This window comes from Mesorhizobium amorphae CCNWGS0123 (assembly GCF_001686985.1).
In the GTDB taxonomy this organism is placed as follows: Bacteria; Pseudomonadota; Alphaproteobacteria; order Rhizobiales; family Rhizobiaceae; genus Mesorhizobium; species Mesorhizobium amorphae.
In genome coordinates this window covers 2,645,984-2,664,532 of the sequence record NZ_CP015318.1, presented here as the reverse complement: position 1 = coordinate 2,664,532, position 18,549 = coordinate 2,645,984, and the positions used below count along the sequence as shown (strand labels likewise).

At 63.4% G+C, this 18,549-nt stretch carries 11 protein-coding genes and 1 pseudogene; 2 read left to right on the top strand and 10 right to left on the bottom strand.

All coding sequences use genetic code 11. The features are described from left to right. Positions 1 to 24: 24 nt before the first annotated feature. From A6B35_RS12300 to A6B35_RS12285, 4 genes and pseudogenes are all read right to left on the bottom strand, one after another. Positions 25 to 1,644: an ABC transporter ATP-binding protein gene (locus A6B35_RS12300; RefSeq protein WP_006206671.1), complete on the bottom strand. Its 1,620-nt coding sequence runs from the start codon at positions 1,642 to 1,644 to the stop codon at positions 25 to 27. A gap of 17 nt (positions 1,645 to 1,661) precedes the next feature. Beyond that, positions 1,662 to 2,789, bottom strand: a complete 1,128-nt coding sequence (locus A6B35_RS12295) for an ABC transporter permease (RefSeq protein ID WP_006206672.1) — start codon at positions 2,787 to 2,789, stop codon at positions 1,662 to 1,664. Further along, positions 2,782 to 3,705 (bottom strand): ABC transporter permease subunit, encoded by a 924-nt coding sequence (locus A6B35_RS12290; RefSeq protein ID WP_006206673.1) that lies wholly within the window; start codon positions 3,703 to 3,705, stop codon positions 2,782 to 2,784. Before A6B35_RS12290 ends, A6B35_RS12295 begins: the two co-directional genes overlap by 8 nt. A 477-nt stretch (positions 3,706 to 4,182) precedes the next feature. Continuing rightward, positions 4,183 to 5,280, bottom strand: a pseudogene (locus A6B35_RS12285) (peptide ABC transporter substrate-binding protein); the annotation flags it as partial. A 479-nt stretch (positions 5,281 to 5,759) separates the two neighbouring features. Here A6B35_RS12285 and A6B35_RS12280 point away from each other — a divergent pair. Together A6B35_RS12280 and A6B35_RS12275 are read left to right on the top strand one after the other, a co-directional pair. After that, complete coding sequence (locus tag A6B35_RS12280) at positions 5,760 to 6,206, top strand: TadE/TadG family type IV pilus assembly protein (protein ID WP_081482331.1); 447 nt, start codon at positions 5,760 to 5,762, stop codon at positions 6,204 to 6,206. Further along, entirely contained in the window at positions 6,206 to 7,999 is a 1,794-nt protein-coding gene (locus A6B35_RS12275; protein WP_156788612.1) for a pilus assembly protein TadG-related protein, read from the top strand. The genes A6B35_RS12280 and A6B35_RS12275 overlap by 1 nt, the downstream gene beginning before the upstream one ends. A gap of 9 nt (positions 8,000 to 8,008) precedes the next feature. Here the strand turns inward: A6B35_RS12275 and bglA are convergent, their stop codons facing one another. From bglA to glgB, 6 genes are all read right to left on the bottom strand, one after another. Beyond that, a complete protein-coding gene (gene bglA, locus A6B35_RS12270; RefSeq protein WP_006203812.1) occupies positions 8,009 to 9,640 on the bottom strand; it encodes a beta-galactosidase BglA in 1,632 nt (543 codons plus the stop codon). After that, positions 9,640 to 11,652 carry a glycogen debranching protein GlgX gene (gene glgX / locus A6B35_RS12265; protein WP_065518187.1) on the bottom strand — a complete coding sequence of 671 codons (2,013 nt, stop codon included), beginning with the start codon at positions 11,650 to 11,652 and terminating at the stop codon, positions 9,640 to 9,642. Before glgX ends, bglA begins: the two co-directional genes overlap by 1 nt. 199 nt (positions 11,653 to 11,851) lie before the next feature. After that, positions 11,852 to 13,480 carry an alpha-D-glucose phosphate-specific phosphoglucomutase gene (locus A6B35_RS12260; protein WP_006206260.1) on the bottom strand — a complete coding sequence of 543 codons (1,629 nt, stop codon included), beginning with the start codon at positions 13,478 to 13,480 and terminating at the stop codon, positions 11,852 to 11,854. Positions 13,481 to 13,483: 3 nt separating this feature from the next. After that, positions 13,484 to 14,929, bottom strand: coding sequence for a glycogen synthase GlgA (gene glgA, locus A6B35_RS12255; RefSeq protein ID WP_006206261.1), 1,446 nt, complete (start codon positions 14,927 to 14,929; stop codon positions 13,484 to 13,486). A 21-nt stretch (positions 14,930 to 14,950) separates the two neighbouring features. Continuing rightward, a complete protein-coding gene (gene glgC / locus A6B35_RS12250; protein WP_006206262.1) occupies positions 14,951 to 16,216 on the bottom strand; it encodes a glucose-1-phosphate adenylyltransferase in 1,266 nt (421 codons plus the stop codon). Positions 16,217 to 16,251: 35 nt separating this feature from the next. Next, positions 16,252 to 18,465: a 1,4-alpha-glucan branching protein GlgB gene (glgB, locus tag A6B35_RS12245; protein WP_006206263.1), complete on the bottom strand. Its 2,214-nt coding sequence runs from the start codon at positions 18,463 to 18,465 to the stop codon at positions 16,252 to 16,254. Positions 18,466 to 18,549 lie beyond the last annotated feature (84 nt).

The window sequence follows — 18,549 nt, the reverse complement described above, 5'->3', positions numbered from 1 at the left end:
GCATGCCGTCGGACGACTGTCGCCTCAGGCGCTCAACCGAAACCGCGTGACATCGATCGCCGCGTTCATCAGCGTCTGCGTGTAGGCGGCCTGCGGATTGCTGAAGATCTCTTCGGTCGGCCCTTCCTCGACGATCTTGCCCTGTTTCATGACGATTATGTAGTCGGCCATGGCGCGCACGACGGCGAGATCGTGGCTGATGAACAGATAGGATAATCCGTGATCGGCCTGCAGCTTGCGCAGCAGTTCGACGATCTGCTTCTGCACGGAACGGTCGAGCGCCGAGGTCGGCTCGTCCAGCACCACCAGTTTCGGCTTCAAGATCATGGCTCGCGCGATGGCGATGCGCTGGCGCTGGCCGCCGGAGAATTCATGCGGATAGCGGTTGCGCGAATTGGGATCGAGCCCGACTTCAAGCAAGGCCTCGACAGCGCGCTGGTCACGCTGCTTGCCCGAAAGGTTCGGCTCATGCACCAGGAGCCCTTCGGTGATGACCTGGCCGACGGTCATGCGCGGTGACAGCGAGCCGAACGGATCCTGGAAGACGAGTTGCATTTCGCGCCTGAGCGGCCGCATCGCCTGGCGGTCGGCACCGGAAATGTCGCGGTCGCCGAAGCGGATCAGGCCGTCGCTGGGCAGCAGCCTGAGCAAAGCGCGGCCGAGCGTCGACTTGCCCGAGCCGGATTCGCCGACGATGCCGATCGTCTGGTTGCGCTGCAGCCGGATCGAGATGCGGTCGACGGCGCGTAGCAGCAGCGGTTCGCCGGCGAGGAAGCCGCCGCCGATCTTGAAGGTCACCTCGACATTCCTGCCCTCGAGCAGCACCGGCGAGTTGGCCGGCGGCGGCGCCTTGGTGCCGGTCGGCTCGGCGGCAAGCAGCATCTTGGTGTAGGCATGCTGCGGGCTGGCGAAGAGCGCTTCGGCGTCGCCCTCCTCGACCACTTCGCCCTGGCGCATGACGTAGACGCGGTCGGCAAAGCGCCGGACGATGCCGAGATCGTGGGTAATGAAGACGATGGCCATGCCGAGCTTGCGCTGCAGTTCGGCGAGCAGCACCAGGATCTGCGCCTGGATCGTGACGTCGAGCGCGGTCGTCGGCTCGTCGGCGATCAGGATGTCGGGATCGTTGGCCAAAGCCATGGCGATCATGACACGCTGGCGCTGGCCGCCCGACATTTCGTGCGGATAGGATTTCATCCGTCGCTCGGGATCTGGAATATGCACCAGCCGCAGTAGCTTGAGCGCCTCTTCCCGCGCCTCGGCCGCATTCAGCCCGCGATGCTTGCGGATCGGCTCCATCAGCTGGTTGCCGATTGAATAGAGCGGATCGAGCGAGGTCATCGGCTCCTGGAAGATCATGCTGATCTTGGCGCCGCGCACCTTGTTGAGGTCGGACTTGCTCAGCGTCAAAAGGTTGCGGCCGCGATAATCGACGTGACCTGTCGCCTCGCCGTTGGAAGCCAGCAGGCTCATCGCCGCCATCATCGTCTGGCTCTTGCCGGAACCGGATTCGCCGACCACGGCAACGGTTTCGCCTGCCTTGACGTGGATGTTGATGCCCTTGACGGCCTCGACCGCGCCGTCGAGCGTGCGGAAGCGAACACGAAGGTCCTTGACGCTGAGGATCGTTTCGGGAGTTCCCATATCAACGGTTCCCATCTTTATCGATCTCTCGGGTCGAGCGCGTCGCGCAGGCCGTCGCCGACGAAATTCAGCGCGAACAGCGTCGAGACGAGGAAGAAGGCGGGGAACAGGAGCAGCCAGTTGGCGGTGCCGATGTTCTTGGCGCCAACCGATATCAGCACGCCCCAGCTGGTCATCGGCTCCTGCACGCCAAGGCCGAGGAAGGACAGGAAGCTTTCCAGGATGATGACCTGCGGCACCAGCAGCGTCATGTAGATCACCACCGGTCCGAGCAAATTGGGGATGACATGGCGGATCAGGATGCCGCGCTGGCCGACGCCCATGGCCTCGGCTGCCTGGACATATTCCTGGCGCCGGATCGACAGCGCCTGGCCGCGCACGATGCGCGCCATGTCGAGCCATAGCACCGCACCCACCGCCAGGAACATCAGCACGAAGTTGCGGCCGAAGAACACCACCAGCATGATGACGAAAAAGATGAAGGGCAGCGAATAGAGCACGTCGACGATGCGCATCATCACCTCGTCGATCTTGCCGCCGGAAAAGCCGGCCGCCGCCCCGTAGAGGACGCCGATGACCACAGCGACAACGCCGGCAAGCAGGCCGATGGCCAGCGAAATGCGCCCCGCCATCAGCGTGCGGGACAACAGATCGCGGCCGGTGTTGTCGGTGCCGAACAGGAAATATTGCTGCTTGACCGAGGTGGTCATCGTCAGTTCGAGCCCGTCGGGCGACTTGCTCTCTATCTTGGTATCGTCGAAGGCATCGGAGCGGTCGAGATAGCGGATGTTGCGCTCGTCGACCGGCTTGGTTGAGGTGACGGTTACGGTGACGCGATCGCCCTCCTGCTTCCACTCCTTGATGTCGACGCGCATGCGCTTGATGGCATCCTTGAGCGCAGTCTCGATCATGTCTGCCTTCGGATAGGCAGAAAAGCTTGGCGGCGTGCGCACGTAGTCGGCGTAGATGGTGGTGTATTGATGCGGCACCAACCAGGGCCCGAAGACGCTGATGACGCCAATGAAGGCCAGATAATAGAGGCTGAACATGGCGGCGCGGTTGGCCTTGAGCCGCGCCCAGGCATCGCCCCAGAGCGAGCGGCCGACGATGGCCGGCGGAGCGGCGGTGGCCGCGATATCAGTCATAGCGCACCCTCGGATCGACGACCGCATACATGACGTCGACGATCAGGTTGAAGACGATGGTGAAGAGCGCGATCACCACCACGGTCCCCATCACCAGCGTGTAGTCGCGGTTGAGCGCGGCATCGACGAAATAGCGGCCGACCCCGGGAATGGAGAAAATGGTCTCGACGATGACCGAACCGGTGAGCAGCGCCGCGGCCGCCGGACCGGTGAAGGAAACGATCGGCAGGATGGCGCCGCGCAGCGCGTGCTTGACCACCACCGACCAGTCGGAGAGGCCGAGCGCACGCGCCGTTCGGATATGATGCGAACGCAAGCTCTCAATCATCGAACCGCGCATCAGGCGGGCGACGATGGCGATCTGCGGCAAAGCCAGCGTCAGCACCGGCCCGACCTTATTGATGAAGGCGCCATCGCCCCAGCCGCCGATCGGCAACAGCTTCCAGGTCAATCCGAACACCAGCTGAATCACCGGAGCGATGACGAAGGTAGGGATGGTGCTGCCGGCGGTCGCCAGCGCGATCACCGTATAGTCGCCAAGCTTGTTCTGGTTGAGCGCGGCAATGGTGCCGAGCACCGAACCCAGCAGCAGCGCCAGGATCAGCGCGGAGGCGCCGAGCTGGACTGAAATCGGCAAGCCCTTGGCGAAGAGTTCGGTGACGGTGAAGTCAGGCAAATTGTAGCTCGGCCCGAAATTGCCGCGCAAAAGATTGCCGAGATAGTGGGCATATTGCAGCCAGAGCGGATCGTCGAGGCCGAACTGAGCTTCCAGATTGGCCCTGATCTCGGGGCTCAAGCCCCGCTCCTGATTGAAGGGGCCGCCTGGTGCGACGCGTATCAGGAAGAACGCCATGGTCACGATGACGAATAGCGTCGGTATGGCGGTCAGAAGCCGCCGGAAGATATATCGCAGCATCGGCGCCCCGCTTCGGCCAGAGCGACATTACGTCAATGCGGACGCATTGCCACGCTCCGGCGCCTCCAATCTTCGCACCGGGCTTGCCAAAAATCGACCACGACTTTCGGAGCGATGCGATGACCGACCAGCCCGCCGCGCCCAGATGAGGCGCGGCGGTCCAGTCAAGGATGATTGTCAGTCCTTGGAGACGAAGCGGGACGGATGGATGTCCATCACATTGTCGTCGAAGCCATGCAGCTTCGAGGAAACGATATCGTGGAAGCTGTAGTAGAGAAGCGGGATCTGGCCGACATCGTCGACGAGGATGCGTTCGGCTTCGGCGAGGTCCTTCATGCGCTCTTCGGGCTTGCCGCCGGCAGCCGCAGCCTTGTCCATGGCCGCTTCATATGCCGGGCTGACGTAGTTCGAATAGTTGTTGCCGCTGGCCTTGCGGGTGATGCCGAGGAAGGTCTCGGGATCCTTGTAGTCGGCGATCCAGGCGGCGCGCGCCACGTCGTAGTTGCCCTTCTGCTCAAGGAAGGAGTAGTGGGTCTTGGTGTCGGTGTTGAGCAGCGTGACTTCGACGCCAAGCGGCTTCAGCTGTTCCTGGATGGCAACCGCGGTGTTCTTGTGGTTTTCCGAGGTGTTGTAGCGGATCTCCATCTTCAGCGGATGCTCGGGCGTATAGCCGAGCTTCTCGAGGATTTTCTTGGCGGCGTCCTCGCGGTCGATCTGCGGCATGTCGGCAAACTTGGCCAATGCCGGCGTGTAGCCCGCGATGCCGGGAGGCACCATCGAATAGCCGGGCAGCATCGAGTTCTGCCAGACTTTCTCAGCCAGGAAGTCGCGGTCGATCGCCATCGAGATGGCGTTGCGCAGTTCGACATTGTCCCACGGCGCCTTGTCGGTCTTGATCGCATAATAGTAGGTGCCGAGATACGGTCCGACGCGGATCTGATCGCCGAACTTGGTCTTGAGGTCAGCGAGCTGTTCGGTCGGCAGATCGCCGTAGCTGTCGAGTTCGCCGGCTTCGAAGCGCTTCATCGCCGACGAACGATCTTCTGTCGGGATATAGTTGACCACGTCCATCTTGACGGTCGCGGCATCCCAGAATTTCGGATTCTTGACCAGCTTCATGTGGTCGTTGGGGACCCATTCGGCCAGCGTGTAGGCGCCGTTGGAAACCAGCTTGCCCGGCTTGATCCATTCGGCGCCGAGCTTGTCGATGGAGGCCTTGCTGACCGGGTAGGTCGCCTGGTGGGTCAACATCTCCAGGAAATAAGGCGTCGGCGCCTTCAGCGTCACTTCCAGGGTGTTGGCGTCGATCGCTTTGACGCCCATATCCTCGGGCTTGCCTTTCTTGGTGTTGAAGTCCTCAGCGCCCTTCACCGGATAGAGCATCGAGGCGTATTCGGCGGCGGTCGCCGGATCTTCCAGCCGACGGAAGGAGTAGACGAAGTCTTCAGCCGTCACCGGGCTGCCATCCGACCATAAGCCGTCCTTGCGCAGCTTGAACGTGTAGACGGTGCCGTCGTCGGACACCGTCCAGCTTTCGGCGGCGCCCGGAATGAGGTTCGTCTTCTGATCGTGCATGACCAGGCCTTGGAACATGTCGCGTATAATATCGGCTTCGTAGACGGTCGAGGTCTTGTGCGGATCGACCGTCTCCGCTTCGGCGGCGCTGCCTCTGTTATAGACGGTCTCGGCGAAAGCCGGCGTGTAGAACGTGCCGGCCGTCAAAGCCATCGTGGTGGCGAACACTGTCGCCTTCAGCATGTTTCTCAGCATGAAGTTCTCCCTGTGGCACTGCCGTCGGCGCGCCTTTACGTGTTGACGCCCCGGAACCGATGTCTGGCCCCTTTTGAGCGCGCCACCGGTTCCCTGTCCGGCGGCTGGTGGCAGGAGACTAGACAGACGGAAATGCGATTTCAACCGAGTCTTGCTTGACGCAAAGTGAGCAATCTTCCGCTAAAACAGCGATATCTAAAGTCTAGCGCCTTTCAACTTGGCACACCCAAAGGTTGCTCGGGCTGTTTTCTGTTTTTGCAATCGGGATTTGGCATGCTGTGATGATGCTGCAGAACCCCAAAAACTGCCCTTCATGGTCTCGTTTCCGGACAGACGCCGCGGCAACGTCGGCGATCGAATTCGCCATGCTGGCGCCGATCTTCATCCTGCTTCTGCTCGGCATGGTTGCATACGGCATCTATTTCGGAGCAAGCCACTCGGTGCAGCAGATCGCCGCTGATGCGGCGCGAACGGCAATTGCGGGACTAGACCAAACCGAGCGAAAGGCTCTTGTCACCGATTTCATCGCTCACGACGTCACCGGCTATCCTTTCGTCAACGCCAGCAAACTGACGGTCGATGCCAAGGACAGCGTCATCGACGGCAGTCAATTCGTTGTGTCGGTCAGCTACGACGCGCGGGATCTGCCGATCTGGAACCTCTTTCAGAGCCTGCCGATGCCGTCGGTGACAATCCAGCGTCAATCGACGATCCGCGTCGGGGGCATATGATGGGCTTTGCCAGCGCCGGATCAATACTGGGATCGATCAGGCAGCTGATCGCCGACAGGCGCGCCAATTTCGCGATCATGACGGCGGTGAGCGCGCCCGTTGCGCTGGTGCTGGCAGCCTTCGCGATCGACGAAGGCGCGCTGTTCAACGAGCGGCGCGCGGCGCAGTCGATCGTCGACCTGGCGGCGATCACGGCGGCCGCCAACATCAACAACGCCGAACTGGCGGTGCTGACGACGCTGAAGGATAACGGGTTCAACTCGGTCGCCGTCCAGAAACAGGGCACAATTGTCGATCCCACAGTCAGCAAGGCGGTCATCCAGGTGGTGCCGGGCCGCTATTCCGGGGTCAGCTCGATTGCCGCCGGAAGCCGGTTCGAGGCCGGCAAGCTGCCTTACAACGCCGTCCAGGTGTCGCTGAAGAAGCGCGGCACGCTCTATTTCTCGGCTTCGATGATGGAGGCGCCCGTCATCGGCACCACAGCCACGGCGAGCGCCCAGGCCGAGGCCGCATTTTCGATCGGATCGCGGCTGGCCAGCGTCAATGGCGGCATCCTCAACGCACTGCTCGGCGGGCTCCTGGGCAGCAACATCTCGCTCAGCGTGATGGACTACAATGCGCTGATCTCGGCCGATATCGACGTGCTCTCCTTCACTGATCAACTCGCGACCGAGCTGAAGCTGACAGGCGTGAGCTATTCGGACGTTCTGGCCTCGAAGGCGACGGTCGGCCAGATCGCCACTGCCATGGCCAATGTCCCCGGGCTCGACCGCACAGCCAGGATCGCGCTGCAGACGATGGCCTCCGGCGCCACCAACAAAGTCAAGATCCCGCTCAGCCAATTCATCAATTTGGGTTCGGTCGGCAACCTTGGCGTCGGGCAGAAACCGGCCGGGCTCAGCGTCGCCGCAAGCGCGATGAGCATGGTGACGGCGGCGGCCGCATTGGCCAACGGCACCAACCAGGTCCAGGTCAATCTCGGCGCCACCTTGCCGGGATTGACGTCCACTACGCTCAGCATCGCCATTGGCGAGCCGCCGCAATCCTCGCCTTGGCTGACGGTGGGGGGGACCGGCACCGTCGTGCGCACCGCGCAGACGCGGATCAAGCTCCTGGCCAGCGTCGGCATCGGAAACGGAAACGGCAACGGTGGAATCATGAATCTAGGCGGCGGCATCAAGCTGCTCGCCGTGAACCTGCCACTGCATATCGAAGTGGCCTATGCCGAAGCCAAGCTGACCGACATAAGCTGCCCGACCGGGCGTCCCGACAGCCTGAAGGTCACAATTGCCGCGCAGCCAGGCGTGGTTGCCGCGCATCTCGCCGATGCCGACGCCAGCGGCTTCGCCGACTTCACCAGGCCGCAATCGTTCAGCGACGCCGAGATCGCCGATGTCAGCGTCAAGCTGCTGCTGCTGAATCTCAAACTGCTGCAGATCAAGGGATCGTCGGCCTTCTCAGCCACCAACATGACACCAACGAACCTGATCTTCACCAGCACCGACATCACCAACAAGGCGATCAAGACGGTGTCGACGAAGAACCTGACGCAGTCGCTGACCACCTCGCTGGTCAACAATCTGTCGCTTTCGGTGAGCGCACTGGGGCTCGGCATCGACGTGAGCGCCTTGCTGGGCACGGTGAAGCCGGCCGTGGTGACGCTGCTCAACGGCGTGACCGCGCCGGTCGACGACCTGGTCTCCAACACCCTCGCAGCGCTCGGCGTGCATGTCGGCGAAGCCGATATCCGCGTCACCGGTGCCACTTGCGGGCGGTCCGTGCTCGTCCAGTAGGGCCCGCGGTCAGATCATCCGTCCGAGGAAGCAAGCCAAAGGCGGCAGCACCAATGCGTGGTCTTCAAGGGCACCTGCGGCAACCATTCCAACATCGATCGCCTCGACAGCGCCCAGATGAGGCGGAACCGGCCAGCTTGCCGGCTCGTCGGCGAAGTTGAAGACGCAGAGCAGCGTCTCGCCGCCGCCTTCACGGATAATGGCAAGAACATCGCCTTCGGCATCGAGGAAGCGGATTGAGCCGGTGACCAGCGCCGGGTGCCGCTTGCGCAAGCCCAGCATCGCCCGGTAGGCGGCAAGCACCGACGACTGCTCACCGTTCTGGATGTCAACGGCGCAGGCGCGATGACCGACCGGCACGGGAAGCCAGGGCTTGCCAGAGGTGAAGCCGGCATTGTCGGCGCCCGCTTCCCAGGCCATCGGCGTGCGACAACCGTCCCTGCCCTTGATGCCCGGCCAGAAGCGGATGCCGAACGGATCGCGCAAATCCTCGAAGGCAAGTTCCGCCTCCTCCAGGCCGAGTTCCTCGCCCTGGTAGAGGCAGATCGATCCGCGCAGGCAGGAGAGCAGCGCGATGGAGAATTTCGCTACCATTTCGGGGTCGCCGCCCGGGCGCGTCCAGCGGCTGACATGGCGCACCACGTCGTGGTTGGAAAAGGCCCAGCAGACCCAGCCGTCGGCGACCGCGGTCTCGAACGCCTCGACGCAGCCGCGTATATGCGCGGCCGAGAATTGCGGGCCGAGCAGGTCGAAAGTGTAGCACATCTGCAGCTTGTCGCCGCCGGAGGTATAGGCGGCGAGCGTCTGCAGCGAGCGATCTTCGTCGCCGACCTCGCCGACCGCGGCGCGGCCGCCATGTTCGTCGAGCAGCGCCCGAAAGCGCCCGAGGAAAGTCAGATTTTCTGGCTGCGTCTTGTCGAACAAATGCATTTGAAAGGCATAGGTGGTGGTGGCCTCGTTGGTGCCGGCGACGCTTGCCGCCAGAGGCGGGTTGTCGCGCAGCCATTGGTCATGAAAATAGTAGTTGACCGTGTCCAGCCGGAAGCCATCGACGCCGCGCTCCAGCCAGAACCGCACCGTTTCCAGCAGCGCGTCCTGAACCTCGGGATTGTGGAAATTCAGGTCCGGCTGCGAGGCCAGGAAATTGTGCATATAGTACTGCCGCCGCGTGGCATCCCATTCCCAGGCCGGGCCGCCGAAGAGCGACAGCCAGTTGTTGGGCGCGCTGCCATCGGGCCTTGCGTCGGCCCAGACATACCAATCGGCCTTGGGATTGTCGCGGCTGGCGCGGCTTTCGACGAACCATTCATGCTTGTCAGAGGAATGCGACAAGACCTGATCGATGATGATCTTAAGCCCGAGCCGGTGAGCCTCGGCGATCAGCGCGTCGAAATCCTCGATCGTGCCGAACATCGGATCGACGTCCTGATAGTCGGATACGTCGTAGCCCATGTCGGCCATCGGCGACTTGAAGAAGGGCGACAGCCAGACGGCGTCGGCGCCAAGCGAGGCAACATGCTGCAAACGGTTGGTGATGCCACGCAGGTCGCCACTGCCATCGCCCGTCGTATCCTGGAAGGAGCGCGGGTAGATCTGGTAGATGACACAGCCGCGCCACCACTCGGCATTTCCCTCAGCCATCACAAATCCTTCCCGGCGCGAGCACGCCCGGCCTTGCGCTCAATCATGAAAATCACCGCCCGGCCAGGCACAGGCCGTGCGATGTCGGCGGCGTCGGCGGCGGCTTCGATCGCGGGAACCCACTGAAATCCATCGCGCCCGGGCAGCGTGAACATCGATTGGCGGCGGTCGCCATTGACGATGACGGCAAAGCGGCCATCGCTAGCGCCGGCGCCGCCAAGCAGCATGACCAGGCGATGCCGCCGCGGATCGTGCCAGTCCGCCTCGCCAAGCGGTGCTCCCGTCTCGGTCAGCCAGGCGACGTCGGGAACGTCCGAACCCGCCGGCGGCTCTCCGGTCAGGAAATCTGTGCCGGAAAGCGCTGGTGCGGCGCGGCGCATTGCGGCGAGCGCCGTTGCATGGCGCTCCAGCTTCAGGTCGCGTCCAGCCCAGTCGAGCCAGGTGATCGCATTGTCCTGCGCATAGGCGTTGTTGTTGCCCTTTTGCGTGCGGCCGAATTCGTCGCCCGCCGTCAGCATGATCGTGCCGCGCGAGGCAAACAGCGTGGCGAGCAGCGCGCAACGATCGTTGAACCGGTCTTCGGCAATCCCAGTATCCGAGGTCTCGCCTTCGACACCGTTGTTCCACGACAGGTTCTCGTTGTGGCCGTCGCGGTTCTGCTCGCCATTGGCCGCGTTGTGCTTGCGCTCGTAAGCGACGAGGTCGGCCAGCGTCATGCCGTCATGCGCGGCGATGAAGTTGACCGTGCGGTTCACCGACTGATCTGCCTTGGCGAACACATCGGACGAGCCGGCGAGCCTTGTCGCCAGCGCGCCGACCATGCCGGCGTCGCCGCGCCAGAAGCGCCTGACATCGTCGCGGTATCTGTCGTTCCATTCGAGGAAGGGCGCTGGAAAATTGCCGAGCTGATAGCCGTCCGGGCCGATGTCCCAAGGCTCCGATATGAGCACTCTGTCGGCGAGAACGGGGTCGTCGGCGATGGCCTTGAGCAGTGGCGCGGCCGGCTCGAACACGCCGTCGATGCGGCCGAGAATGGGCGCGAGGTCGAAGCGGAAACCATCGACCCCGGCATGGCGGACGAAATGACGGAGCGTGTCCAGCACCATCTCCGCGACGATCGGGTGATCGCAGGCGACTGTGTTGCCGGTGCCGGTGTCGTTCACCAGCCTGCCGTCCGGCTCGTGCCGGTAGTAGGCGCGGTTGTCGAGGCCGCGCAGCGACAGCGTCGGGCCGAGCCGGTCGCTTTCGCCGGTGTGGTTGAAGACGAGGTCGAGGATGGTGCCGATGCCGGCCTTGCGCAGTGCCGAGACCGTGTCGCGCAATTCGGTCAGCCCGCCTGGGGCCAGGCGCGGATCGAGCGCCATGAAGGTGACGGGATTGTAGCCCCAGGCGTTGCTCAAGCCCAACGGCGGCAAATGCCGCTCGTCGATCGAGGCCGTGACCGGCATCAGTTCGACGGCGCCAACGCCGAGTTTCTTCAGGTGCTCGATGATTGCAGGATGGGCAAGGGCCGCAATCGTCCCGCGCTGTCTCTCGGGGATATCCGGATGGAGCATGGTGAAGGCGCGCACCGGCACTTCGTAGACCAGGCCACCAGGTCGGAACAGGGGCGGCAAGACAGGCAGTTGCTTCGGCAAGGTCTTGGCCACGGCCTTCGGCATCAACGGCGCGGTGTCGGCGCCCTCGTTGCGCCGCGCGGCAAGCCGCCAGTGATAGGCATAAGGCCTGTCGATCTCAACGGCATAGGGGTCAACGAGCAACTTCTCCGGATCAAACCACAGACCGCGCTCGGGCGCATAATCGCCATCGGCGCGAAGGCCGTATCGCGTGCCGGCGCCGAGGCCGGCGACGAACAGGGCATGGACGCCCTCACCTTCCGGCTGGAGCTCGAGCCGGTCGGTTTCGCGGCTTCCAGTCTCGTCGAAGATCGAGACCCAAAGGCGCCTCGCCGATGACGACCAGGCGGCAAAACGGATGCCCTCGCGGCTGACGGTTGCGCCAAGCGAGGTCATGGGCGCGCCTCCTCTTCTCCCCTTGTGGGAGAAGGTGGATCGGCGCGCAGCGCCGAGACAGATGAGGGGTGTTGGAAGGAGTGCGGCATCAATGATTTGAACGCCGGTTTGCGCCGAGCTGGAGCCCCCCTCATCCGACCGAGCTTCGCTCGGCCACCTTCTCCCACAAGGGGAGAAGGGGTAGCCCTCTCAACCACCCTCAAGTAATCACGCTCGGCTTGTTGCGGCCGGTGTGGCTCTTGATCCCGGCAATATCATCGGCGGCCGCTATCAGATCGGCAAGCGCCTCCTGCGTGTCCAGATCGTGCCTCGCCTTGTCCGGTTCGTAGCGCTCGATATAGACGCGCAGCGTCGCACCCGAGGTGCCGGTGCCGGACAGGCGGAAGACGACGCGCGAGCCGCCTTCGAACAGCACGCGGATGCCCTGGTTCTTGCTGACCGAGCCGTCGACCGGGTCGTGGTAGGCGAAGTCGTCGGCGCTGGCGATTGTCATGCCGCGCACGCTGGTGCCCGGCAGCGAGCCAAGCTTGGCACGCAATTCGTCGACAAGCTTGTTGGCGCGATCGGTCTCGACCTCTTCATAGTCGTGGCGCGAATAATAGTTGCGGCCGTAGGTCGCCCAGTGCTCGATGACGATCTGCTTAGCGCTTTCGCCGCGCACCGCCAGGATGTTCAGCCACAACAGCACCGCCCAAAGGCCATCCTTCTCGCGGACATGGTTGGAGCCGGTGCCGGCACTTTCCTCGCCGCAGATCGTCGCCATGTCGGCATCGAGCAGATTGCCGAAGAACTTCCAGCCGGTCGGCGTCTCGTAGATGCCGATGCCGAGTTTTTCGGCGACGCGGTCGGCCGCACCGCTGGTCGGCATCGAGCGGGCGATGCCTTTGAGGCCTTCCTTGTAGCCGGGCGCAAGATGGGCGTTGGCGGCAAGCATCGCCACCGAATCCGACGGCGTGACGAAGATGCCCTTGCCGATGATCAGGTTGCGGTCGCCGTCACCATCGGAGGCGGCGCCGAAATCCGGCGCGTCCGGCCCCATCATCTCGTCGTAGAGATGCTTGGCATGGACCAGGTTCGGATCGGGGTGATGGCCGCCGAAATCCGGCAATGGCTTGAAGTTGCGACAGGTGCCATTGGGAGCGCCAAGCCGCCGTTCGAGGATCTCCTTGGCATAGGGTCCTGTGACCGCATGCATGGCGTCGAAGCGCATGCGGAAGCCGTATTTGAAATTGGCGCGGATGGCGTCGAAATCGAACAGGCTTTCCATCAGCTCGGCATAGTCGGTGACCGGATCGATGATCTCGACGGCCATGCCGTCCGCCTTGACGGTACCGATCTTGTCGATGTCGATCGGCCCGATATCGGTGATCTTGAAGCTCGCGATCGTCCTGGTCTTTTCGAAGATCAGGTCGGTCAGCTTTTCCGGCGCCGGGCCGCCATTGCCGGCATTGTACTTGATGCCGAAATCCTCATGCGGACCGCCGGGATTGTGGCTGGCCGACAGGATAATGCCGCCGAAGGTCTTGTATTTGCGGATGACATGCGAAGCGGCCGGCGTCGACAATATGCCGCCCTGCCCGACCATCACCTTGCCAAAACCGTTGGCTGCGGCCATGGCGATGGCCTTCTGGATGACCTCGCGGTTGTAGAAGCGGCCGTCGCCGCCGATCACCAGCGTCTTGCCCTCAAATCCCTCCAGCGCGTCGAAGATCGACTGGATGAAGTTCTCGGCATAATGCTCCTGCTGGAACACCGGCACCTTCTTGCGCAGGCCGGAGGTGCCGGGCTTCTGGTCGAGATAAGGTTTGGTGGCGACGGTTCTGATCATGCCTCAGGCAGCCCTTTTCGATAGCAGCAAGCGATAGAGTTCGACGTATTTTTCGGCGCTCTTGTCCCATGAGACATCGGCCTTCATGCCCTGGCGCTGGATCGATTGCCAGGTTGCGGCGCTGGCATGCGCGTCGACCAGCCGGCGGATGGCGTGCAGCAGCGCGCCGGCATTGTTCGGCGCGAATTGGAAGCCGGTCGCCACGCCGGCCGAAATCGCCGCTTCATTGGCGTCTATGATGGTATCGGCAAGCCCGCCGGTGCGGGCGACGATGGGCACGCAGCCATAGCGCAGGCCGTAGAGCTGGGTCAGCCCGCAAGGCTCGAAGCGCGACGGAATGATGATCGCGTCGCAGCCGCCCTGCATGGTGTGGGAGAGCCCCTCGTCATAGCCGACGACGACGCCGATACGGCCGCGATGGCGGGCGGCGGCGGCGAGCAGTGCACCTTCGAGACCGGCGTCGCCGGAGCCCAGGATCGCCAGCCGCGCGCCGGCCGCGACGACGCCGTCGACGACCGCGGCGAGTATGTCCATGCCCTTCTGCCAGGTCAGCCGGCTGACGACGCAGACGATCGGGCTGTCGTCGCGCTCGAGGCCGAAGCGGTCCTCGACCGCCGTCCGGTTGGCGCGCCGCGCCTCGAGCGTCGCGCCCGAATAATTTGCCACCAGATGCTTGTCGGTTTCCGGGTTCCAGATGTCGACATCGATGCCGTTGACGATGCCGTAGAGATCGGTCGAGCGCATGTTGATCAGGCCGTCGAGGCCCATGCCGAATTCGGCCGAGCGGATCTCCTGCGCATAGGTCGGGCTCACCGTGGTGATCGCCCAGGCGGCCTGCAGGCCGGCCTTGAGGAAACCGACGCCGCCGTAATATTCGACGCCGTCGAGCGCCATCGCCACCGCCGGCAGGCCAAGCTCGCCGAAGATGCCGGCGCCGAACTGACCCTGAAAAGCGAGATTGTGCACGGTGATCAGCGACGGTATGCCGACCGCCTTGCCGTAACGCATATAGGCCAGCGTCATCGCCGACTGCCAGTCATGGGCGTGCACGATGTCGGGCTGGTAGCCGGAGATGGCGCCACCGGCTATGTCGCCGCCGGCCTGGCTCAAGGCGGCGAAGCGCCGCCAATTGTCCGGCCAGTCGGCGCCCGTCGCATTGCCATAAGGGCCGCCGGGACGGTCAAACAGATGCGGCGCGTCGAGCACGAACAGGTCGAGCCCGGCGACCTGGACGGCATGGATCGAGGCCTTGCCGCCCTGCAGCAGCGGGTATTGATAGACGGCCTTCTTTTTCTTGAAAGCGCCCATGACAACGGGATAGCCGGGGATCAGCGTGCGCATGGCCACGCCCTTGCCGGCCAGCGCAATGGGCAGCGCGCCGGTTACGTCGGCAAGCCCGCCGGTCTTGATCAGCGGGAAGATCTCGGGCGTGACCGACAGAACCTGCATGCGCCTACAATCCAATCCTGCCTATAGCTTCAGCTTGTCGATCATGTCCTGCGTGACCAGGCAGATGCCTTTCTCCGAGACGCGGAAACGCTTGGCGTCGAGCACGGGATCCTCGCCGACCACCAGCCCTTCCGGTACCCTTACGCCGTGATCGATGACCACGCGCTTCAACTTTGCGTTCCGGCCGACATGAACGTCGGGCAGCATGACGACTTCTTCCAGCGTCGAATAGGAATTGATGCGGGCGCCGGTGAAGATCAGGCTGCGCTTCAGCGAAGCGCCGGACACGATGCAATCGCCCGACACCAGCGAGGAGACAGCCGAGCCGCGCCGGCCATCCTCGTCGTGCACGAACTTTGCCGGCGGCTTCAATTCGGCATAGGTCCAGATCGGCCAGTCGCGATCGTAGAGGTCAAGCTCCGGCGTCACGTCGGTGAGGTCGATATTGGCTTCCCAATAGGCGTCGACTGTTCCGACATCGCGCCAATAGGCCTCGTTCTCGGCGGTCGAACGCACGCAGGATTTGGCGAAGCGGTGGGCGATCGCCTTACCGTTCTGGACAATGTAGGGGATGATGTCCTTGCCGAAGTCGCGGCTCGAGCCGGCCTCGGCGGCATCGCGGCGTAGCTGCTCCATCAGGAACTTGGTCTTGAAGACGTAGATGCCCATCGAGGCCAGGGCGAACTCCGGCTTGTCGGGAATGCCGGGCGGGTCGGCCGGCTTTTCGACGAAGGCGATGATGTTGTCCTTGGCGTCGACATGCATGACGCCGAAGCCGGTCGCTTCCATACGCGGCACTTCGAGGCAGCCTACAGTGACGTCGGCATTGGCGTCGACGTGCTGGCGCAGCATCAGCTCATAGTCCATCTTGTAGATGTGGTCGCCGGCGAGGATGACCATATATTCGGGCCCGTAGGCCTCGATGATGTCGATGTTCTGGTAGACGGCATCGGCCGTGCCCTCATACCACTGCGTTTCCGAAACGCGCTGGCTGGCGGGCAGGATGTCGAAGCTTTCGTTTCGCTCGGGGCGCAGGAAGTTCCAGCCACGCTGCAGGTGGCGGATCAGCGAATGCGCCTTGTACTGGGTGGCGACACCGAGGCGGCGAATGCCTGAGTTGAGAGCATTGGAGAGCGCGAAATCGATGATGCGCGTCTTGCCGCCGAAATAGACCGCTGGCTTGGCGCGCCGGTCTGTCAATTCCTTGAGGCGGCTGCCGCGCCCGCCCGCCAGCACGTAAGCCATAGCGTCGCGCGCCAGCGGCTGGGTCCGTTTCGTGTCTGCCATATTACCCTCCCAAGTCACTCAGTCTGAAACATCACTCAGTCCGGAACAAATTCGAGCATGGTCGTCGACAGCGGCGGCAAAAGCATCGTCACCGATATGCCTCCTCCTTCCGCCCGTGCCTCGACCTCGCCGCCATTGCCCTGGCCCGAACCGCCATAGTCCGAAGCATCCGTGTTGATGATCTCGCGCCATTTGCCGGCCTGCGGCAACGCCACGCGGTAATTGTCGCGAGCCACCGGCGTGAAGTTGGAAATGACGGCGATCGGGTTGCCGCCCGGCGCGCTGCGCAGCCAGGCAAACACCGAGTTGGCGCTGTCGTCGACGATCAGCCACGAGAACCCCTCCGGCTCGCAGTCGCGCGCATGCAGCGCCGGGCGCGAACGGTAGAGGTAGTTGAGGTCGCGCACGGTCTGCCAGACGCCGCGATGCAGCCTGAAATCGAGCAGGTTCCAGTCGAGCGCGCGCGCCTCGCTCCACTCGCGGCGCTGCGCGAATTCCTGGCCCATGAACAGCAGCTTCTTGCCGGGATAGCCCCACATGAAGGCGTAATAGGCGCGCAGCGTCGCGAATTTCTGCCAGTCGTCACCGGCCATCTTGCCGAGCAGCGTGCCCTTGCCGTGCACGACCTCGTCATGGGAGAGCGGCAGAACGAAATTCTCGGAGAAGGCGTAGACCAGGCCGAAGGTGATGTCGTTGTGGTGATGCTTGCGGAAGATCGGCTCCTTGGAGAAATACTCCAGCGTGTCGTGCATGAAGCCCATGTTCCACTTGAAGCCGAAGCCCAGGCCGCCCTCATGCACCGGCTGCGACACCTTCGGCCATGAGGTCGATTCCTCGGCGATGGTCATCACGCCGGGATGATGGCCGTAGATCTCCTTGTTCATCTTCTGCAGGAAGCTGACCGCTTCGAGATTTTCGCGTCCGCCTTTCTCGTTGGGGATCCATTCGCCGGCCTTGCGCGAATAATCGAGGTAGAGCATCGAGGCGACCGCATCGACGCGCAAACCGTCGACATGGTATTTCTCGGCCCAGAACAGCGCGTTGTTGACGAGGAAAGACACCACCTCGCGGCGGCCGAAATTGTAGATCGCCGTGTTCCAGTCGGGATGAAAACCCTTGCGCGGGTCGGCATGCTCGTAGAGCGCGGTGCCGTCGAAATTGGCCAACCCATGCGCGTCGACCGGGAAATGCGCCGGCACCCAGTCGAGGATGACGCCGATGCCGGCCCGATGGGCGCCATCGACGAAACGGGCAAAACCGTCCGGATCGCCGAAGCGGGCCGACGGCGCGTAGAGGCCGGTCGTCTGATAACCCCAGGACGGATCATAGGGGTGTTCGGAGATCGGCATGAACTCGATATGGGTGAAACCGGTTTCGGCGACATAAGGGATCAGCCGGTCGGCGAGTTCGTCCCATGACAGGAATGTGCCGTCGTCGCGCAGCTGCCACGAGCCGGCATGGACCTCGTAGATCGATATCGCCTCGCGGCGGGGATCGGCATTGCGCCAGAAATTGCGGTGCGCTTCGTCGCCCCATTCGTGCGCCGGTGGCACCGCCGTCACCGAAGCGGTGGCCGGGCGCAGCTCGGATTTGAAGGCGAACGGATCGGCCTTGAGCGGCAGGCGCACGCCATCGGGCGCGATGATCTCGTATTTGTAGGGCCGGCCGGCGCCGATGTCGGGAATGAACAGCTCCCAGATGCCGGTGTCGCGGCGGTCGCGCATCGTATGCCTGCGACCATCCCATTCGTTGAAGTCGCCGACCACCGAGACGCGCCGCGCATTGGGCGCCCAGACGGCGAAATGCACGCCCGACGCGCCCTCATGGTCGATGAGATGAGCGCCGAGCTTGTCGAACAGCCTGAGGTGCGATCCCTGGGCGATATAGTAATCGTCCAGCGGGCCGAGCACCGGACCGAAGGAATAGGGATCGGTCAGCCACCAGTCGCCGCCGGCATTCCTGGCGTGATAGCGCAGCGGCTGGCGTTTCCTGAGCGACAGCTTGCCCTCGAAGAAACCGCCATCGTCGCGCCGGGACAGTTCGCCGGCATTCTTGCCGGTCAGCGTATAGGCGGTGACGAACTCGGCATGCGGCACGAAGCAGCGGGCGACAAAGCCCTTACCGGCTTCATGCACGCCCAGCACCGCGAATGGATCGCCATGCGTGCCGGCGACAATCGCCGCGACATCGCCGGCTGGCGCCAGTCCGTCCGGCCCGCTTGTCGCAGCGGTCGCGCGCGGCTTCCTCATCAGGCAGTTACCCTCCCCGGGCGGCACCTTTGTTGTTGTGCATGTCGTCGTCCCAAAACCGCTGCACACTTTTGGGCGACATGC

Coding starts and splice junctions, on each gene's coding strand:
- A6B35_RS12300 (WP_006206671.1), bottom strand. CDS start 1,644: ATGGGAACTCCCGAAACGATCCTCAGCGTCAAGGACCTTCGTGTTCGC.
- A6B35_RS12295 (WP_006206672.1), bottom strand. CDS start 2,789: ATGACTGATATCGCGGCCACCGCCGCTCCGCCGGCCATCGTCGGCCGC.
- A6B35_RS12290 (WP_006206673.1), bottom strand. CDS start 3,705: ATGCTGCGATATATCTTCCGGCGGCTTCTGACCGCCATACCGACGCTA.
- A6B35_RS12280 (WP_081482331.1), top strand. CDS start 5,760: ATGCTGCAGAACCCCAAAAACTGCCCTTCATGGTCTCGTTTCCGGACA.
- A6B35_RS12275 (WP_156788612.1), top strand. CDS start 6,206: ATGGGCTTTGCCAGCGCCGGATCAATACTGGGATCGATCAGGCAGCTG.
- bglA (WP_006203812.1), bottom strand. CDS start 9,640: ATGGCTGAGGGAAATGCCGAGTGGTGGCGCGGCTGTGTCATCTACCAG.
- glgX (WP_065518187.1), bottom strand. CDS start 11,652: ATGACCTCGCTTGGCGCAACCGTCAGCCGCGAGGGCATCCGTTTTGCC.
- A6B35_RS12260 (WP_006206260.1), bottom strand. CDS start 13,480: ATGATCAGAACCGTCGCCACCAAACCTTATCTCGACCAGAAGCCCGGC.
- glgA (WP_006206261.1), bottom strand. CDS start 14,929: ATGCAGGTTCTGTCGGTCACGCCCGAGATCTTCCCGCTGATCAAGACC.
- glgC (WP_006206262.1), bottom strand. CDS start 16,216: ATGGCAGACACGAAACGGACCCAGCCGCTGGCGCGCGACGCTATGGCT.
- glgB (WP_006206263.1), bottom strand. CDS start 18,465: ATGAGGAAGCCGCGCGCGACCGCTGCGACAAGCGGGCCGGACGGACTG.